Here is an 18,976-nt window from a genome sequence, read left to right as displayed (position 1 = left end):
TAAGGATATGGGATGCTAACCCACGAATTCTCTTTGAAACAAAAACCAAAACGGGTTGTTCTGATCGGCGCCAAAGGTTTTATAGGGCAGGTGTTGCATCGTCAATTAGTGGGGCAAGAGATTGAAACCTTGGCGCTAACTTCGTCGGATGTCGATTTGACGGCTGCTGGGGCTGCAAAAAGGTTGGCGGACATCTTTGATGAGCAAGATTGCGTAATAATGCTTGCTGCTCTGACGCCGGACCGTGGTCGGGACATCGCTACTTTTCAGGCAAACTTGGTGATCGCGGAAAGTGTCTGTGAGGCTTTGCGGCGTCAACCTGTTGCGCATGTGATTTACATGAGCTCTGATGCTGTATATTCGATGGCCACGACGCGAATTTCCGAACAAACGCCAGCTGCACCAGATGACTTGTACGGTCTGATGCATAGAACCCGCGAACTGATGTTCAAGCAGGTAGGTGCGGCCCCACTTGCTATTTTACGTTCAACTATGGTCGCCGGTGTGGGGGATACACATAATTCATACGGTCCCAATCGTTTTCGACGTCAGGCAAAGGAGCAAGGTTTCATTCAGCTTGGCGGCAAAGGCGAGGAAACCCGCGATCATATCTATAGCGAAGATGTTGCCGCGTTGGTAATCGAAATTATACAGCGCCGCAGTTCTGGATTGCTAAATGCGGTTACCGGCAAGTCATATAGTTTCCATGAGGTTGCAAATCTGGTTTCAGAACGTGCAAGGAAACCAGTAACGGTCAAAACCTCAGAAAGGACAACTCAGATTACACACCGGAGCTTTGACACGACGGCAACGAACAAGGCATTCCCGGGTTTTACATTTATGCAGCTTCCTGATGCTTTGAACCTAATTCTTGAACAGGAACCGATCTGAATGCCTGTATTTAACTTGCTGGAATCAGTCGGCGAAATAACCCGTGATGTTTCGTCCCGATTAATCAACAAGGAAGAAAATCGGGTTGAAGCCATGAAATTTGGCGAGGCATATTTCGACGGACCTCGTGAACAAGGGTACGGTGGTTACTATTATGATGGTCGCTGGACAAAAATTGCTGACAAGGCCATTTCCCGGTACGATCTGAAGATTGGCGACCGTGTTCTGGATATCGGTTGCGCCAAGGGTTTTTTTGTTAACGATTTAGTCTATGGAAAGACCCAAGTCGATGCCTATGGTGTTGATGTCTCAGAGTATGCCGTTAAAAACTGTCACCCAGACGTCATAGGCAGATTGCATATAGGTAACGCTTTAAAATTACCTTTCCCTGACAATTCATTTGACGCAGTTTTCGCAATCAATACGCTACATAATCTTGATCGGGAAGAATGTGTTCGTGCGATCAGGGAGATAAATCGCGTTGTAAAACGACCGGAAGCCGCATTTGTTCAGGTTGATGCTTACCGTAATGATGAAGAACTTGCACTTTTTGAGGCGTGGATGTTGACAGCTAAAACGTATTGTCGTCCTGAAGAATGGGAAAAACTCTTTTCGGAAGCCAATTTTAAAGGAGATTACTTCTGGACAATATTACAGTTCGGTACAACAGTCTGAGAAAAGTCAAAATTACCCAATAGCGTGAAGAAGATACAACAATGTCAAGCGAAACCACAAAAGAGTCCCAATACGGTCTGTGTCTTGATTACTATGAAGAGCGAGGACTTGAAACCTTTGGTCTTATGAGTAGCCAGGCATGGTATGATGATCCAAAGCGCCTGACTTTTACGTTATCAAGGTACAAATTTGCAGCGAAAATGCTGGCTGGACGTAAGCATGTTCTTGAAGTCGGATGTGCAGATGCATTTGCGACACGTATTGTTTTGCAAGAGACAGAAAAGCTCACAGCAACTGATTTTGATCCAATCTTCATTGAGGACGCAAAAAAACGTAGCGTTGGAAAGTGGCAGTTCGATTGTGTTCTGCATGACATGCTAAGTGGGCCGATGCCAGGCAAGTTCGATGGCGTTTATGCACTGGACGTACTTGAACATATTATGCCAGAGACAGAAGATCAATTTATCTCGAACATGATTGCGCCTCTCGACGAGCATGGTGTTTGTGTGCTGGGTATGCCGTCCTTAGAATCTCAAGACTACGCATCTCCTTTAAGTAAAGAAGGCCATGTAAATTGTAAGACTCTTCCGGACTTCAAGGCGCTGATGGAAAAATACTTTCACAATGTGTTCATGTTCTCGATGAACGACGAGGTCGTACATACGGGATATCACAAGATGGCACATTATTTGTTTGCCCTATCTTGCGGTAAAAAAAGCTGAAGCGACACGGCTGAAGAGATTGTTATGCAACATGAAATCATTGATGAGGTAGAACAATCGCCTAAAAGAGGTATGCATTACCTTGTTTTGGGGGTGAAGTTAAGCTTGTCGGTGGGGTTAGTAGTTTACCTCGCGACCTATTTCGACTTCGAAGAGATCGTTAAGGGCGTTGCAGAGTTTCCACTTTGGTCAGTGGTGGCAGCGTTTGCCGTGCTTTTCGGTCAAGTCTCCGTAAATGCATTGCGTTGTAGTCGGATACTTGTCTTCTTTGATTATGCGAAGAGATGGTTGACCGTCTTTCGTATTACATGGGTCGGATTTTTCTACGCGCAAACAATGATTTCGTTTGTTGGCGGCGATAGTATGCGCATTTGGCAGTTCACTAGGAGACAGTTACCTTTCAAAGTAGCTGCAGAGGTTGTGTTGATGGACAGAATCTCAGGGATGGTGGTGCAGCTGACTTTCATGATTCTATCTCTTCCTGTCATGTTATTTTGGGTAGAGGACATTTCCAAAAAAGTGGTTCTCCTACTCTTATGCTTGGCAGGAATCGTCGGCCTTGTTTGTCTGGCGTTCTTCAGAAGAATTCCTGCCGTTGTTGCAAGTAAATACAGATTGATCCGTGCGGTGGGAAAGATGTCAGACAATGTGTTTTATCTACTGAATAATAAGAGATTGAGTGTTCAGGTTCTTTTTCTTTCCTCTGTGATCGTCCTTATGAACGTGACAGTAATTTATACGTTTAGCCAGGCGATTGGTATTGGGATTTCCTATTGGGAGATACTGGTACTCACGCCCTCTGTCTTTTTCTTGTCGATGATGCCAATATCAATTGCTGGCTGGGGGGTTCGTGAAAGTGCTATGGCTGCTGCGTTCACTGTAGTCGGAGTTCCTGTTAGTCAGACTATATTGGTCTCTGTAGCGTATGGTATGACGTTGCTTCTCGTGTCGTTGCCCGGAAGTTTGTTGCTGTTTTCGAAAAGCGATTTGAATTCTGGAAAGAAGAAGGATGTGACTTCTGTTGCTGGTTAGTCCCTGTCAAAAACAGTCACGGGGCAAGTTGACCTCATCATATATCTAGATGATTTGGTGAGGACATACAGGAAGTTAGTGCGGGGTAATCGATCATGCAAGAGTGCTGGCTACCAACTTTAAGCGCAGGGTTGATTGTAGCCCGATAGGCGAACGAGGAAATTTCATTCGTTGCCAAAAATTAATAAATTTAGAAGGGAAGAACTCAAAGTGAAAATCGAATTTGACTCCAGCGAGATCGATGATGGACACCTGATAGAACTTCATAAGTTACTGCTGAAGGTGCGTCATGCGGAAGAAAACTTGGCTTCACGATATCGCGAACAGCAAATGAGAACCCCTACCCACTTTGGTACCGGTCAGGAAGCTGTAGCAGTAGGTGTATGTGCCGCGCTCAACGACGATGACGTGATTTTTAGTCATCATCGTTGCCACAACCATTACCTTGCTAAAGGCGGTAAAGTGTATGAGTTAGCCGCGGAGCTTTATGGTCGTGCTGACGGTTGTTCAGGAGGTCGAGGCGGTTCCGTACACCTGACAGATCGAGAAAAGGGCATCGTTGCCACCAGTGCGATTCTCGGTGAAACGCCCGCAGTCGCCGCAGGGGCCGCTCTCTCGTTCCAGATGGACGGGTTGCGCAACGTATCTGTTACGTTCTTTGGTGAAGGTGCTATGGACGAAGGGGCTATCTATGAAGTCTTCAACTTCGCATCGCTCAAAGGGCTGCCAATTCTGTTCGTTTGTGAGAATAATTTATATGCAACGGAAAGTCCGTTATGGGTGCGTCAACCGCAAGGAACTGAACTGTGCGAACGCGCAGCAGCCTTCAAGATCCCGTCCTTCTGTATTGATGGAAATGATGTTGCAGAGGTCCATGCCGCTACAACTTCTATTGTCGAGTATCTGCGCGCTGGGAATGGTCCAGTCTTTCTGGAATGTATGACTTATCGCTGGCGTGAACACGTTGGGCCAATGTTCGATCACGAACTTAACCGGACTTATCGTACTCAGCATGAAGTCGAATTTTGGATGGATAAGTGCCCGGTTAAGCGGAGTGCAGCCAAGCTTCTCGCAAAAGGAATAGCTACGCAAGAACAGCTTGAAATGTGGCAGGCAACGACAGATGCAAATATCAAGGATGATATTGCACGTGCTGCAATAGCTCCTTGGCCTGCCGTTTCTACTCTTTTTGAACACATCTGACGGACATCGATATGCGTAAAATTACATATGCTGAAGCTCTTTCAGAGGGGCTTGTGCAATCAATGGAACGAGATCCCAGCATTTTCGTCACGGGGATCGCCGTTGACTATCCGTCAGGAATTTTTGGTACGACTACTGAGGCATACAAGCGGTTCGGTCGGGCGCGGGTTTTTGAGTCGCCAGCAATGGAGAACGCTCTGACGGGGATTGCCATCGGTGCGGCCGCAATGGGCAAGCGGCCTGTGTTGGCTCACCCAAGAAATGACTTCATGTTTCTGGCGTTTGATCAACTGATCAATATGGCAGCAAAATGGAAGTACATGTTCAACGGAAACGCGGGAACTGTGCCATTTGTCTCCAGGGCGGTTATCGGCAAAGGATGGGGGCAGGGGGCCACTCACTCTCAGAGTCTTCAGTCTGTTTTGGCGCATTTCCCTGGCCTGACTGTTCTTATGCCAACGCTGCCCGAAGACGCAAAAGCTCTAACAATTGCGGCATTACAACATGATGGGCCAGTAATTATTCTCGAACATCGCACCTTGTACGGTACCGAAGGCGAGGTATCAGAAGATTTCGTGCCGGCTCCTATTGGTAAAGCAAGAGTTGTAAGAGAAGGAACGGACATCACAGTGGTGGGTACTTCGCTGATGACATTGGAAGCAATGCGTGCGTCGGAAGAACTCGAGCGTCAGGGCGTTTCAGTTGAGGTTGTTGATTTAAGGTCAATACGTCCGCTTGATGAAGAAACGATCTTGAAGTCAGTGGCAAAGACGGGACATTTGATTGTTGCTGATACCAGCTGGGAACTCTGTGGCGTTTCATCTGAAATCGCTGCGCTTGTGGCCGAAAAGGGCTTTAAATCGCTTAAGGCTCCAGTAAAAAGAATTGCCTTAGCTAACTGTCCGGCGCCTGTCTCGTTCGAACTAGAGCAAGCGTTTTATCCAAAAGCATCAACCATTGCGAAGGCCGCGTTGGCAACACTCGGTGTTGCCAAAAGCGATTTGGGCTTGATTGATGTCGAGGATAACTTCAAAGGGCCATATTAATAGATATGGCTTGGAACCCAATACAGAGTTCCAAGCCATATTTCTATTTCTGAATGTTTGGAATAGCCCTCGGAAATCTACCAGTCAAAATGAATTTTTATCGACGAATTGAATGAACGTAGCATTTCTCTAAATAGTTAGTGTTAAGTTTTAATTCTATATCTTCGTATTTCTTTTGCTCTATAATATTTGGTTTTGAAGGTATCAAATGGTGCATATTCTTTCATATCTTTCTTCAGTTAAGTCGTACGTAGAGCAGTCCCCATGGTTGTGGAGTGCAGCATGGAGACTTATGCATAAAACAGATTTGTTGCTGCCTCATGATCCTACCTACCATGCTTTGAAACACCTTGTTCAAACGTCTGAAGGAGCTATTCTCGATATTGGTGCTAATCAGGGCATATCTGCATTGTCATTCAGAAAAATGTGTCCTGACCATAAGATAATTTCTTTTGAGCCCAATCTATCTTTGGCGGAAAATCTCAGGCAAGTCGAAAGCAGAATTGAAAACTTTGAATACCATTTGATAGGTCTTGGTGATGAAGACGGCGAGTTCACCTTGTATACGCCATGGTATGGAAAAATAGCACTTCACACATTTTCGTCATTCGATGAAGAAAATGTGAGATCAGCTGTAAATTTGACATATAAGCCAAAGATTAGAGACAAGATCAATATTATTCCGACGCAGTGTCGAATACGTAAATTAGACGAATTAAATATATATCCTGAAGTAATAAAGATAGATGCGGAAGGCCTTGAGCATCGTATATTTAGAGGAGGAGAGAATACGTTAAAAAAATATTCTCCATCAATTATTTTTGAAGCATGTCACAGCACTATTGATGAGGCAACTCGATTGTTAAAAGACTACGGCTATCGAATCTTGTCTTACTCGGTGAAAAATGATTGTTTTTCTGATTTCTCAGATGAAGACAGTGTACAGTACGTGAGTGGACTTCGGAACCTTATAGCTGTCTCAGAGGAAAAATACTTAGATCTTCCAATCATGAATTAGTAATTTAATAATTTTTATTATAAATACTCATCATGTAAGGTGGGGTATGGGTGCTTATAAGTCTTCGAAATTTTGGTCTTTGGCCGCATTCCTGATTGTAGCTGTCACTACAGTCATTACTTGGAATTATGCAAAAACACATGATTTCATAGTGTGCGATATGGAATGTGGAGAAACATTACTTTCTATCAAGGCTATTGATCAGTTCGTTCAGTTTGGCCCAAGGTTCGGATTGCTCGAGGTTCTTGGAACAGAAGAGCAGCCCTTAATATATACACATAGTGTTAATATAGGAAGTCTAAGCTTTGTTGGTCTAAGGGCGATGGGGTTGGAAGGAATGGAATATTACATATTTCTTCCCCTGATAGCATATGCAATTGGTCTTTATTTTGCTTACTTAACAGCGCTTAAGGTTACGGATTCTCATTTATCGGGTTTTATTACTCTAATTCTGTTTTGCACGACTTATTGGGGCTTGGGAGCATTTTCAATGAATGCTCTTCGTGCATGGCATTTGCCAGCATTCTTTATTGTTGCCTATTTCAGCCTAAACCTCTCCGGTGAGTTAAATCAACGTAGGTTTAGCGCAAATGTCCTCGGTCTGGTGCTGGGGGCACTCATTGCTTTCGGGTGCGGGTATGATTTTTGGGTTATTTGCGGGTTCTTATCTGCAAGCTTGATCTTTAAGTTGACCATGAACGCACGAGAGGTCGTTACACGTATTCTCGTCGTTGCTGTGGCATTTTCAATACCATTTCTTCTAAGGCAACTGCACGTTGCGTCGGTGCTGGGGCTTGATTTCTGGGTCCAAGATTTTCTTTATTCTCTTGCAATCAAAATTCCGTACGCAAGTACAATAATTGACCTTCCGCCACTTTCAGAAGTGGATCAATGGTATTTGGATCAAGGGGTGCTGCGTGCTCCGGCAAGTGCAACAAATAGTTTGTCTCAGATCTTGTATACATTCTCTCATATGCTCACGGAAGTTACCATTCCGAGGTGGGGATGGGTCTCGATAATGCTAGTGATGTCTGTTTTGGTATGTGCGGTTATTCCGAAATTTAATCAGACACGTATGTCGCACGTAGCAAAGTTGTTTTTTGTTCCGGGGATTGTAGGAGTATCTATAGGAGTTTTTGTTTTTTCTCCATTCTCTCTTCATGTTTATTTTAAGCACGAATTTCCCTTGTTCGCATTCTTTGTCGTATTTGCGAAGGGACTGATACTTTCTGAGCTTCTCATTAGCCTTAAAAAGATATCTTCGGCTCGGTGGCGGGCGGGAATATTAGCTGGTGCGAGTTTTATCTTGTTGGACAGTGTGATGAATCACCTGCATACAACGGCGAATGGGCAATACAATAATTTCGGCTGGACTAATTTCGTTCAGCAGCATCCGAGCGAAAGATTTTTAGCTGCTAGCTATAACGTCACGATATCTCGAGAGTTGCCGATGACAGATGGATTTAGCGTTGACTACATAAACCCCGATAGTGTGAGCAATATCCTCTCAGATCCCGAGCAATTAAAAGGCTATGATTTTTTGATATATCAACCTATTGAGCGGTTAGTAGATTTTGATGCAAGAGTACCACGTTGTACGTGGCGTGACTGGATGACTTCTCAGTTCGTCACCGTCGATGTCACACCTTCCGGCAATAGCTGTATTTATGGCTTCCCGTTACCAAGTGAAGCCGCTCCGCAACTTAGTTTGACCGATATAGAGCGGAGTTCTTACCCGACCGTGGAGAGAGATGATGTCGGTATCGGCTACGTAATTGTGGATCTGAGATAAATGCAGGCTTGGGGCTAAATATGACCTATGTTTTCGCATTTTTATGAAAAGCCATACTAGTATGTGTGAGCTCAGCGTTACATCGCAGGCCTGTTCGTAAGTGTCTTCAGTAACCTTGAGCTTTGGATGTATTTATCTTTCTAAGTTTGATTTAAGGCGAGGGAATTTTGCAGCAGAAAAGTGATTTAACGGTTTCATTCGTTATTCCGGCTCTAAATGAAGAAAAAGTTATCCGACCCGTATTGGAAGATATCGTAGGTACGTGCCGTGAGTACCTGCGTGAATTTGAAGTGATTGCTGTTAATGATGGTAGTGCTGACCGAACAGGTGAAATTATGGATGAGGTTGCCTCCGAATTCCCAGAGGTTCGGGTGATCCATAATGTCAAAAATGAGAATATCGGAGCAGCCTATAAAAAGGGAATTAAACTAGCGAAGTTTGATTATTACATGTTGCTGTGTGGTGATGGTGGCCTGCCAGCGGAGAGTTTACCCAAACTATTTTCGCAGCTCGGTAATGCCGACATAATCGTTCCCTATATGACAAACCTTAAGCGGATCAAAACTCCGTTTCGTTATTTTATTTCAAGGACTTATACCGGGATTCTCAATTTAATATTCCGTTTGGATATTAAGTATTACAATGGATTGCCCATCCATCGCCTGAAACGGCTTCGAGAGATTGAGATATCCAGTGACGGCTTTGGTTTTCAAGGGGAGATACTTATTAAGCTAATTCGAACTGGCAATAGTTATGTGCAAGTGCCGATCTTGGGAGCAGAGAATACCAACAAATCTTCTGCTTTAAAAATTAAAAGTATATGGAGTGTAGGTGCTACATTTTTCAACCTACTTAAAGAATTGAACGTGTATTTTAGAAGATGATTTTTGACTGCGTGTCCTGTTTGAAAATATAAAAGGTATATTTATATTGAAAATTTTGCGCAATATTGACGTATATGCTGTTTTACTCCTATCTGCAAGTGTTTACTTGGCGCTGTATATATATGCAGACGGCATTCCATATGTTTTGGATGGGAACGAAACATTTTCGTCAATTTTGCACGCAAAAAACCTGTTGAATTACGATTGGTCTTTTGCAAAAGGTCTTGCTGATGAAACGGCGAATGACAGTGTCGCTGCTCACTCTTTTGTTCATACCCATCAAGGAAATTTTCCACGAATTTTTGCAGCATTAATCTATCTGGTGGGAATAACAACACCGGAGATGCAAATACTTGTGACGACTCTTCTTGTCGGCGTTCCTTCAATCGCACTGATTTATATTGTATTTAAAAGGCATTTGAATAAGAGCATAGCATTTGTATCTATTTCTATGCTCTTAACTGACTATATTCTATTTTTGCAGTGGCAAGTGGTGACATATCGCGTGTGGCATACATTTTTTATTGCTGCATGTTTGTGGTCAGTGTCTTCATATATGTCGAGTAGGAATAAGAATATTTTCTTTGCCTTCTTCGGCCTGTGGTACTTTCTTTTTTACTACGAACTCACGTTTGCAATTTTCACTGCCGTCACTATTGGGATGTGGTCCATATGGCTGTTTCGATCGGAGTTACGCGTTGCAGTTAAGATAATCTGTACGCAGTTTGTTGGGAGCCTAGCTGGTGCCCTAACAGTCGTTTTTCAGCTGATTTTGTATTTGGGTTGGGATGGCTTCTTAAAAGATTTGAGCCTGACTTATGCTACCCGAAATGAGGCAGTTGAAGACCGAATTTCTGTGGAACTTGTGAAGCAGTTTATGGATGCAAATCACATAGTCTTTTTCCAAAATGCGGTCGATAGTGGGGCCTTTCGCTCTGCGAGCTTCGTCTTTGATATCTTTGGTCGTTGGGGAACCTTCACGTATTCCCCTGGATTAGGTATTGCTTTGATGGCGATTGCTTTTTCCGCCATATTATGGGCTAGCCCTATTGCTGGTGATTTTCTTCAAAAAATTTACGTGCGTTCAGCTCTTTTGGCGTTGGCCACTTTGCCGTTAATCTTGTCCCCAAGTGGTTATGGCATAGTCATCTTAACTATTGGCTTTGCCGTGACTCTATGTTTGCCGATAAAAAATCGTGAAATAAACCAGAGCGGAAATGGGTTATTTTTGTGGTTCCTGTTTTTTGGGGTCTTATTTATAGATAAGGACTTATTGAAAATTGATTTTAGTTTATTACAAATATTGAAACTGTTATCAATCACTTCAATTCTATCAATAAGTGTATTTTGGTTCGTAGAATTTAAGATAGCCAAATATGTGCACGGTATCATTCACGAAAGGATAGGAAAGGGGTATCTTCTTGTCTTGGGGATGATTGTCCTTTTGGCATTTTCAAATTCTAGTATTGAGGTGAGTGCTGATGCATTCTGGTCGGATGCATTTGGTGGTATCTATGTGTACCAATATTTGTATCGGGCAATTATTTGTGTTTCAGCGGTGTTGGCTTCGGTCTTCATAATGCTTGATTTCCCTCATTTGAAGGAGATCAGGTGTCTGAAAGCAGAGATAAGGAATGTGGCAATACTTTTGATGTGCGCATTCACCGGCATCCTCATGGTCGTTTTTCTTTTGCCAGGATACCTATACTCTGGGTATTTGGTGCGAAACTGTTCATTCCTTGTAATTTTTATAGCCTTGACGAGCTCTACCGGTCTGGTGTGGTTGGGTAAAGTATGTGCCGCGCTGCCAGTCAGAGGCTTTGCTTCGTTGGCTTGGAACTTTCAGGTTCAAGCATGTCGCTTTTTAGGGGCAGGGCTTGTAATCCTAGTCGGCGGTGTGTGGGTATATGCTCAATTAACGCTAGTCAAGCTAGTTCCTGCGAACGGCGTGGTGGGTTTATACAGCACATTAGCGCAAATGCCGGGCGCAACAGTTGTTTCGAACAACTATGCAACGCCCTATCACGTGATGACGGGGGGATGGGCTTTCATGGATGGGCAGTTCGGACGGGCGCGTATTCTAGGTGATGGGATGAGCAAGCAATACAAAATCGATGATACATACCTATGGTTTGCTGATCGTACCGAGAATAAGGAGTATTTGAGCCCGGATTTGTATGTGTGCCAAACATATGAAAGCCTTTCGTTGCGTATGAAGCGCGCGGTGCAACAAAAACATAGTGACTATTTGGCCGTTGGGTGCGCGCGAGAAGTAATCACGCAATTGGCTATGGAGCCGAAAGATGGGGGTTGGCCTGATCATCGCATAATAGCGATCGACGCAAAAACCAATGGGGCAAACTGGGCTATCATTGGGCTGGATAAAGCAGCAGATTGAACGTCATTGATTTGACTAAATTTAAAAAAGCCACATAACCTTCTGAGAAATCGGGCGGTCTTGATGTGGACAAAGTACGCGTGAGGCGGGCTGGTTTTAATAGCATAGCATTCTAGGCAGATGCTTGATTTTGATCGCCAGTTCTTTTTCAAATATGTGACAATGTAAAGTAGCGGTGTAGGTGTGAGTAAATGAGAGGTAAAGATTTCGAACTCGCTGAGTTGAAGGTTACAATCCTTGAAAATGGGATGTACAGGGTGGCTGACGATTATTCAGGTATTGTGCACGTGGGGAAAAAATTAGATGAAGTTATTGCTCGAGTTACCGAAGAGATTTCCATTTTCGATAGCTCCAAGAAAGAGAATGGGAAACAGATTAGCGGAGAACCTAACAAACTTCCGAAGTTAAACATTGGGTCTAAGCTGTTTTTTCTCATTCCAATGTTACTTTGTTTTTTAATTGCACTATCATCTTTTGATCTGATGAGAGAAGTCGTTACTACCACGGTGAGCGGTGGTCCAAACGGTAACAGCGTTTTTTCTCATGCTCGCCGCGTTGTAATTTCATTAGATCAAGCGCTTCAAAACATTACACCTGAAGCAAAATCAGAGATATTAAACGCGTTACATGGTATTTCTGTATCTCTACGGCCATATATCGAAGAGATGCGCCCCTTGCTTTCTGATGGGTTGTCAGTCCAAAAAGAGGGTGATAGTGAATAATGGGAAAAAGATATTTATTGAAAGATCCAATTTATAATTCAATATTTATAATCTTATCTATTTCAACCGTAATGTTCTTTTTGTTTGTTGAAATAGAGCCGAAAACAGATAGTCTTTGGCTGCATTTTATATCATATCAGTTTTTTGCTCCAGATAGAGTTAAATTATTAGGTCTGGATCAGTGGCAGTCGGGAAGCTATGAAGCTTTGGAATTGTTACGTCGCGAAGCTATGCGTTTTAATTATCCCATGCACATAGTCAGTGGTTGGGTCGGGGTGTTGATTGCTGAGGGTAACCGTCCATTAGCTCTAGGTCTTGGTTTGGGTATTCCGGCTGTGCTTGGAGTGATTGTAGCCGCAATTTACGCAATTAAAGCTGGTGTAAGTGAGGTGCTTATGGTTGCATCCGCTTATTTCGCGTTGACGTCTTTAATGCCAGGGCCCATGGCAACCGACCACTTGCTTTATTATGGCGATGTTAGGGATTTTCTCAACTTGGGCGTTCTCCTTTTAGATCCTGGTCCGGCATTTTCTCCATTAAGTACGCAGCCGAAGTCTACCGTTTTATTGTTGTTTATGGTGGCATTGTCGGTTCGCTGGAAGGGGAATAATCGTTTGGCTATGATTATTTGTCTGAGTGGTGCGTTTTGGCATATTACTTACACGATAGTACTGATTGGGTTGATGGCAGTGTTGGTTGTTTCTAATAGATTTATTTTTAAATCTAGAGAGTATACTGTGGACGCGATGATTTTTTCAGCAATATGTATATCTTCAGCTATATTATGTTTTGTGGTATATATATTATTCCGTGGTGATATGATTTGGGGGGAGTTTTCTTTATTTATTCAGCTCACTACTAGGATGTTACTATTGGCGGAAGTGACCTTGGTGGTATTCGTAGCGCATTTTGCGGTGTCGTGGTTGGTCGTGAAACTGGGTGCAGACCGCCAATTCATATATTGCTGTTTATCAGGAGTTCTGATGTTTGTATCCGTGTATTCAGCCGTTGGGCAGGGTTGGGAAAGGGTGCGCTATTTCGAGGAGCGCTTTAGTAGTTCGACATATGTTGCGCAATACGGAACGTTAGCGGAATACTATTCAAGAGCCCTTGACTACCTAGAAAAAAACAGTGTTGAGAAATAGGAAAGCCATGTTAAAGCATTTTTCTGGAAAAGAGATTAAGCCATCAAGGGTCGTGGTTCTTGGCGCGGGAGGTTTTGTCGGCTCTGCTTTGACAGCTAAACTAGAGGGGCGGGGAGTTGATGTGTTGCGCGTACTGCGCCAAGTCATTGACTTGGAGAGTCAGGATGCCGGTGCATTGCTTTCTGAAATTGTGACGGAGAACGATACGTTAGTATTTATTTCCGCGAAAGCCCCAGTCAAGAATGTTGAGATGCTTGGGGCAAACATCAAAATGCTTGATGCCGTAGCAAAAGCCGTTGAGGCAGTCTCGCCAAAGCATATTCTGTATGTAAGTTCTGATGCTGTTTATGCAGATAGCATGAAGCCTCTCTCAGAGGCGAGTTCAGCTGAACCAAGTACTCTTCATGGTGTTATGCATTTGGCACGTGAAACAGGCTTGAAACATTCTTACAGCGGGCCGTTGGCCATACTGCGCCCAACACTTATTTTCGGTGCGGCCGATCCTCATAATGGCTATGGCCCCAATCGCTTTTGCCGTCAGGCGCAGGCACGAGAAAAGATTGTTCTTTTTGGGGAAGGCGAGGAACGCCGGGATCACGTATTTGTCGAAGATGTTGCCGAACTTGCAGCGCGTATGATTATGCATAGAAGTACAGGTATTTTGAACGCCGCTACGGGTACAGTTACGTCATTTCGTGAATGCGCGGAAATTGCTGTTCGTTTGTTTGATTCCAGCAGTGAGGTAGTGGGTTCTGAACGTGTTGGGCCAATGCCTCATAACGGTTACAGGCCGTTTGATCCGGCGAATACTTACAAAGCATTCCCCGATTTCACCTATACCTCTCTTGAAGCCGGTTTGAAGAAATCGCATTCTTTGTAAATACACAGTGATATCCCATAATGACCGATGTGCCTTCGGTCATTATGAGAAATGACAAAAGACTGCTGACGATGTCCAAAGAGAATACCCCTTTGACCAAAGCTCCGACGCTTGCGGTTTTCCTCGCAAACTTCAATCATGCGAAATACTTGTCTGCTGCTCTTGACGCATTGCTTTCTCAAACACGACAGGCCGACGTTATCTATGTGGTTGATGATGCGTCATGGGATAACAGTCGAGAGATAATACAGGATTACGCGGATACGTATCCGCATATCGTGCCTGTGTTGAATACCCAAAATCGCGGTTACATCGCAAACGCGCAAGAATGGTTGTACGAGCGAACAGAAGATTACGTTTATTTCGCCGCGGCCGATGATTTCGTTATGCCGGACCTTTTTGAGCGGACATTGGCTAAGCTAGAACAACATCCTAAAGCCGGATTATGTACGTCGCTTTGTTATATGCTGGATGAAGGTGAGATGGATCCTGTTTTTGCTCCGTCTCCTACGCCTGAAATGGATCATACAGGATATGTATCTCCAGAAGCTGCGGCTCGCTCGCTATACCGGGATGACAGCTGGTTTTGGGGGACTACAACGATCTTTCGTCGAAAAGCAGCAGTTGAGTGTGGTGGATATGACGCAGAGCTCTATGGGCTTACCGATAGGTTTCTGTCGATGCTTGTTTCTCTGAAGTATGGAAGTTGCTTTATTGGCGAGCCCTTGGCCGTGTGGCGACGTTTTGTCAGCACTTCCATCTCTGCAATTACGTTCAAAGATGTGGAAATCTCCAACCGTGTGTTGGGGCAAGCAATTACTCGCTTAAATGATCTTGAAGATGGTGTTCTTCAGAAAGGCTACATTAGACGTTTTACCAAACGTTGGATATACAGCTTTATTGAGCGCCAAGTAATGCAGCCTCAACCGATGGATGTCGGAGTTGTCATTGACGCAGTTAAGCCACATCTCCCGGGCTTCGTTTTCGGGCTTGATATTGTGCTGCGTATTCCAAGTGCGACTATTCGCCGAGCTCTGTTAGCGATTATCTTGCGGCCATACGATTTGAAAAGGGCGATCGTAAGGAGATTTGAATCTCAGTTGTTCTGCCTGCTATAAATCTTCTGCGCGTTAAGAAAATGGCGGAGAGGGTGGGATTCGAACCCACGGTACTATTGCTAGTACAACGGTTTTCGAGACCGCCCCGTTCGACCACTCCGGCACCTCTCCGCATGTGTGGTCTGGCGTTCGAGGCGCTGTTTAACGATCCTTAAGCCAGAATGCAAGAGGGAAAACGTATTTTCCCCGAACTCTTTTATCAATGTTCCCGGTTCTGTTGGCGGCCCTGGTTTGCGAGGGACGCGATCTGGCTTTGTCAATTTGGGATGCGCCTTGTTGCCGATCCGGTCTGCGCCAAAGGTCTGCCATGCGTCCCTGCCATGGCCAAAGCCCGGAAACGGTGCGGTTTGCGGTTGACTCTGGCGGGCGAAAAAGGTATTTCACCCGTCTCTCGCAGCGGTTCGGTTTCAGTTAGCAGCGACACCGAAGCGCGCGTGTGCGTTTCCAGAATGATTTTTCAGGAACTATATCGATGTATGCAATCATCAAAACTGGCGGCAAACAGTATAAAGTTGCTGCCAACGACGTTATCAAAGTCGAAAAGATCGCTGCCCAGGCCGGTGACACCGTGAAACTTGAAGAAGTTCTCATGGTTGCTGGCGACGGTGCGCCGAAGGTTGGTGCTCCGTTGGTCAAAGGGGCTTTTGTGAATGCAGAAGTTCTCGAACAGACCAAGGGCGACAAGGTGATCGTTTTCAAGAAAAAGCGCCGGCACAACTACCGTCGCAAAAATGGTCATCGCCAGAACCTGACTGTTCTGCGCATCACGGACATCACGGCCTAATCGGCCGGGATGCAGTTTTAGGAGAGTTTCATGGCTCATAAGAAAGCTGGTGGTAGCTCCCGTAACGGTCGCGACTCCGAAGGTCGGCGCCTCGGCGTCAAGAAATTCGGCGGCCAGACGGTTGTTGCAGGTAACATTCTCGTTCGTCAGCGTGGCACCAAGTTCCATGCCGGCGACAATGTTGGCCTGGCCAAAGACCACACCCTGTTTGCGACGGCTGGCGGCAACGTCCAGTTCAAGTCGGGCTTCAAGGGGCGTACCTATGTATGTGTCGTTCCGGCCGAGGCGTAAGCCTCCCGTCGGCTGCGCTCATCCGTAGCAAAGATTTCGAGGGAGGAATGAGCAATCATTCCTCCCTTGTTTTATGTGTTATATGAAAATTTCCCGTGCCGTCGATGCGAGGCGATCTGTTTCGAAATCGCAATCCGGCCGGGCGGAATGATTGACGGGCATCGCCCAAAGGACCGGTTATGAAGTTTCTCGACGAAGCAAAAATCCACGTACGCAGTGGCCGCGGCGGTGCCGGTGCGGTCAGCTTCCGGCGCGAAAAATTCATCGAATATGGGGGCCCGGATGGTGGCGATGGCGGGCGCGGCGGTGACGTGATCGTCGAGGCGGTTGAAAACCTCAACACCCTGATCGATTTCCGTTATCAGCAGCATTTCAAGGCCGAAATCGGCATGCACGGCATGGGGCGCAACCGCACCGGCCGTTCGGGCAACTCGATCACGATCAAGGTCCCGGTCGGAACCCAGATCCTTGAAGAAGACCGCGAAACCCTGATTGTCGATATGCTTGAGCCGGGTCAGACCTTTGTGCTGTGCCGGGGCGGCGATGGCGGCCGGGGCAACACCCATTTCAAATCCTCCACCAACCAGGCACCGCGCCGTGCTGAAGAAGGCTGGCCGAACGAGGAAATGTCGGTCTGGCTGCGTCTGAAGCTGATTGCCGATGCCGGTCTGGTCGGTCTGCCCAATGCGGGCAAATCCACCTTCCTTGCCGCGTCATCCAGCGCGCGTCCGAAAATCGCCGATTATCCCTTCACCACCTTGCATCCGCAGTTGGGCGTGGTTGAAATCGATGATCATGAATTCGTTCTGGCCGATATTCCGGGCCTGATCGAAGGCGCATCCGAGGGCAAGGGCATCGGGACCCGGTTCCTGGGCCATATCGAACGCTGCGAAGTTCTGCTGCATCTGATCGATTGCGCGGACGAGGACCCGGTCGCGACCTATCGCACGGTGCGCGAAGAACTTGAAAGCTATGCCGACGTCCTCATAGACAAGCCCGAAATCGTCGCCCTTTCCAAGGCCGATCAGCTTCTGCCGGAAATGGTCGAGGAACAGCGTGAAATCCTTGAAAAAGGGATCGGCAAGAAAGTCTTTATCGTGTCTGGCGCCACCCAGCAGGGGGTCAAGGAAGTTCATCGCGAACTGCGCCGCCACATTGTCGAAGAGCGCGAGCACCGTGCGATGGAGGGCCGCGAAGATGAGGGCTTCCAACCGTGAGCCTTGCGGACGCAAAACGCCTGATCATCAAGGTCGGTTCAGCCCTTCTGGTCGATGAAAATACCGGCAAGCTTCGCCGTGCCTGGCTCGAGGCGCTTGCCGATGATGTCGCACTTCTGCGCGAACGCGGGGTCGAGGTCATCGTGGTTTCAAGTGGCGCGATCGCCATGGGGCGGCGTTTGCTGGGGCTTGATCACCGCACCATCAGCCTTGCCGATAAACAGGCCGCTGCCGCCACCGGCCAGATCAGCCTGTCGCAGGTCTGGCAGGAAGCATTGGGTCGTAACGGCCTGATCATGGCGCAGGTTCTTGTGACGCTTGAGGATATGGAAAGCCGCCGCCGTTACCTGAATGCGCGCGGGACGTTAAATGCCCTGTTGGCACGTGGGGCGGTGCCGCTAATCAATGAAAACGATACGGTTGCCACCGAAGAAATCCGCTTTGGCGATAATGATCGCCTTGGCGCCAAGGTCGCACACATGATTTCGGCCGATACGCTGGTATTGCTGTCCGATATCGATGGGCTGTATACCGCCGATCCGCGCAAGAACCCGGATGCGACCCTGATCCCGACGGTGCGTGAACTGACACCCGAAATCATGGACATGGCCGGTGCCGCCCCGACGATGTATAGCTCCGGCGGCATGGTGACCAAATTGCAGGCCGCCGAAATCGCGATGAAGGCCGGATGCCGCATGATGATCGCGCGCGGCACCATCTATCATCCGCTAAAGGCGCAGCTCGAAGGCGGGCCGCATACCCTGTTTCTGCCAAGTGAAAGCCCGCTTGCGGCACGTCGCCACTGGATCGCAACGTCGCTTTCGGCACGCGGGGCCATCATTGTTGATGGCGGTGCGGCAAAGGCATTGCGGGCAGGCAAAAACCTGCTGGCGGCGGGGATTGCCGGTGTTGATGGCAGCTTCAAGCATGGGGATGCGGTGCGCATACTTGATGCCGAGGGCACTGAAATCGCGCGTGGCATTACATCCTATTCGGCCGAGGAAACCCGGTTGATCAAGGGCCATTCCTCGCAGGAAATCGAAACCGCCTTGGGATATAGCCGTGGCAACGCGGTTATTCATTCCGACGATCTGGTGATTGCCGATCAATAGAGTTCGGTTACAGGATTTGCGACAAAGGGGTAGCCATCGGCTGCCC

At 46.5% G+C, this 18,976-nt stretch carries 18 protein-coding genes and 1 tRNA gene; 18 read left to right on the top strand and 1 reads right to left on the bottom strand.

The genetic code is table 11. The features are described from left to right. Nucleotides 1–12: 12 nt before the first annotated feature. The 14 genes from R1T41_RS04395 (at nucleotide 13) to R1T41_RS04330 (ending at nucleotide 15,526) form a co-directional block, all read left to right on the top strand. Complete coding sequence (locus R1T41_RS04395) at nucleotides 13–891, top strand: NAD(P)-dependent oxidoreductase (protein ID WP_317340219.1); 879 nt, start codon at nucleotides 13–15, stop codon at nucleotides 889–891. After that, entirely contained in the window at nucleotides 892–1,566 is a 675-nt protein-coding gene (locus tag R1T41_RS04390) for a class I SAM-dependent methyltransferase (RefSeq protein WP_317340217.1), read from the top strand. 41 nt (nucleotides 1,567–1,607) lie between these two features. Then, entirely contained in the window at nucleotides 1,608–2,288 is a 681-nt protein-coding gene (locus tag R1T41_RS04385) for a class I SAM-dependent methyltransferase (RefSeq protein ID WP_317340215.1), read from the top strand. A gap of 24 nt (nucleotides 2,289–2,312) precedes the next feature. Beyond that, the gene (locus R1T41_RS04380) at nucleotides 2,313–3,320 is read left to right on the top strand and encodes a lysylphosphatidylglycerol synthase transmembrane domain-containing protein (protein ID WP_317340214.1); all 1,008 of its coding nucleotides are present in this window, start codon (nucleotides 2,313–2,315) and stop codon (nucleotides 3,318–3,320) included. 171 nt (nucleotides 3,321–3,491) lie between these two features. Beyond that, a complete protein-coding gene (locus R1T41_RS04375; RefSeq protein WP_317340212.1) occupies nucleotides 3,492–4,523 on the top strand; it encodes a thiamine pyrophosphate-dependent dehydrogenase E1 component subunit alpha in 1,032 nt (343 codons plus the stop codon). Nucleotides 4,524–4,534: 11 nt separating this feature from the next. After that, the gene (locus R1T41_RS04370; RefSeq protein ID WP_317340211.1) at nucleotides 4,535–5,569 is read left to right on the top strand and encodes an alpha-ketoacid dehydrogenase subunit beta; all 1,035 of its coding nucleotides are present in this window, start codon (nucleotides 4,535–4,537) and stop codon (nucleotides 5,567–5,569) included. A gap of 292 nt (nucleotides 5,570–5,861) precedes the next feature. Then, nucleotides 5,862–6,587: an FkbM family methyltransferase gene (locus R1T41_RS04365; RefSeq protein WP_317340209.1), complete on the top strand. Its 726-nt coding sequence runs from the start codon at nucleotides 5,862–5,864 to the stop codon at nucleotides 6,585–6,587. Nucleotides 6,588–6,633: 46 nt separating this feature from the next. Continuing rightward, nucleotides 6,634–8,379, top strand: a complete 1,746-nt coding sequence (locus tag R1T41_RS04360) for a hypothetical protein (protein ID WP_317340207.1) — start codon at nucleotides 6,634–6,636, stop codon at nucleotides 8,377–8,379. Between the two features lie 167 nt (nucleotides 8,380–8,546). Next, on the top strand, nucleotides 8,547–9,263 hold the full coding sequence (locus R1T41_RS04355; RefSeq protein WP_317340205.1) for a glycosyltransferase family 2 protein: 717 nt from the start codon (nucleotides 8,547–8,549) through the stop codon (nucleotides 9,261–9,263). 46 nt (nucleotides 9,264–9,309) lie between these two features. Then, nucleotides 9,310–11,661, top strand: a complete 2,352-nt coding sequence (locus R1T41_RS04350; protein WP_317340203.1) for a hypothetical protein — start codon at nucleotides 9,310–9,312, stop codon at nucleotides 11,659–11,661. A 191-nt stretch (nucleotides 11,662–11,852) separates the two neighbouring features. Further along, complete coding sequence (locus tag R1T41_RS04345; protein ID WP_317340201.1) at nucleotides 11,853–12,383, top strand: hypothetical protein; 531 nt, start codon at nucleotides 11,853–11,855, stop codon at nucleotides 12,381–12,383. Beyond that, nucleotides 12,383–13,528 (top strand): hypothetical protein, encoded by a 1,146-nt coding sequence (locus tag R1T41_RS04340; protein WP_317340199.1) that lies wholly within the window; start codon nucleotides 12,383–12,385, stop codon nucleotides 13,526–13,528. Before R1T41_RS04345 ends, R1T41_RS04340 begins: the two co-directional genes overlap by 1 nt. Before the next feature lie 7 nt (nucleotides 13,529–13,535). Then, nucleotides 13,536–14,408: an SDR family oxidoreductase gene (locus tag R1T41_RS04335; protein WP_317340197.1), complete on the top strand. Its 873-nt coding sequence runs from the start codon at nucleotides 13,536–13,538 to the stop codon at nucleotides 14,406–14,408. 20 nt (nucleotides 14,409–14,428) lie between these two features. After that, nucleotides 14,429–15,526 carry a glycosyltransferase gene (locus R1T41_RS04330; protein WP_317340195.1) on the top strand — a complete coding sequence of 366 codons (1,098 nt, stop codon included), beginning with the start codon at nucleotides 14,429–14,431 and terminating at the stop codon, nucleotides 15,524–15,526. A 21-nt stretch (nucleotides 15,527–15,547) separates the two neighbouring features. On the opposite strand, the gene R1T41_RS04325 is transcribed toward R1T41_RS04330, so the two are convergent. Further along, nucleotides 15,548–15,637, bottom strand: a tRNA-Ser gene (locus R1T41_RS04325). A gap of 361 nt (nucleotides 15,638–15,998) precedes the next feature. On the opposite strand from R1T41_RS04325, the gene rplU reads away from it, so the two are divergent. The 4 genes from rplU (at nucleotide 15,999) to proB (ending at nucleotide 18,930) form a co-directional block, all read left to right on the top strand. Next, nucleotides 15,999–16,310 (top strand): 50S ribosomal protein L21, encoded by a 312-nt coding sequence (gene rplU / locus R1T41_RS04320; protein ID WP_007090142.1) that lies wholly within the window; start codon nucleotides 15,999–16,001, stop codon nucleotides 16,308–16,310. 30 nt (nucleotides 16,311–16,340) lie between these two features. Continuing rightward, nucleotides 16,341–16,601, top strand: a complete 261-nt coding sequence (gene rpmA / locus R1T41_RS04315) for a 50S ribosomal protein L27 (protein WP_007090141.1) — start codon at nucleotides 16,341–16,343, stop codon at nucleotides 16,599–16,601. 179 nt (nucleotides 16,602–16,780) lie between these two features. Then, entirely contained in the window at nucleotides 16,781–17,818 is a 1,038-nt protein-coding gene (obgE, locus tag R1T41_RS04310) for a GTPase ObgE (protein WP_062948129.1), read from the top strand. Next, nucleotides 17,815–18,930, top strand: a complete 1,116-nt coding sequence (proB, locus tag R1T41_RS04305) for a glutamate 5-kinase (RefSeq protein ID WP_097052049.1) — start codon at nucleotides 17,815–17,817, stop codon at nucleotides 18,928–18,930. Before obgE ends, proB begins: the two co-directional genes overlap by 4 nt. Nucleotides 18,931–18,976: the final 46 nt, after the last annotated feature.

It is taken from the genome of Thalassospira lucentensis (assembly GCF_032921865.1).
Taxonomy (GTDB): domain Bacteria; phylum Pseudomonadota; class Alphaproteobacteria; order Rhodospirillales; family Thalassospiraceae; genus Thalassospira; species Thalassospira lucentensis_A.
The sequence above is the reverse complement of the archived record's forward strand: the minus strand, read 5'-3'. Positions and strand labels throughout refer to the sequence as shown.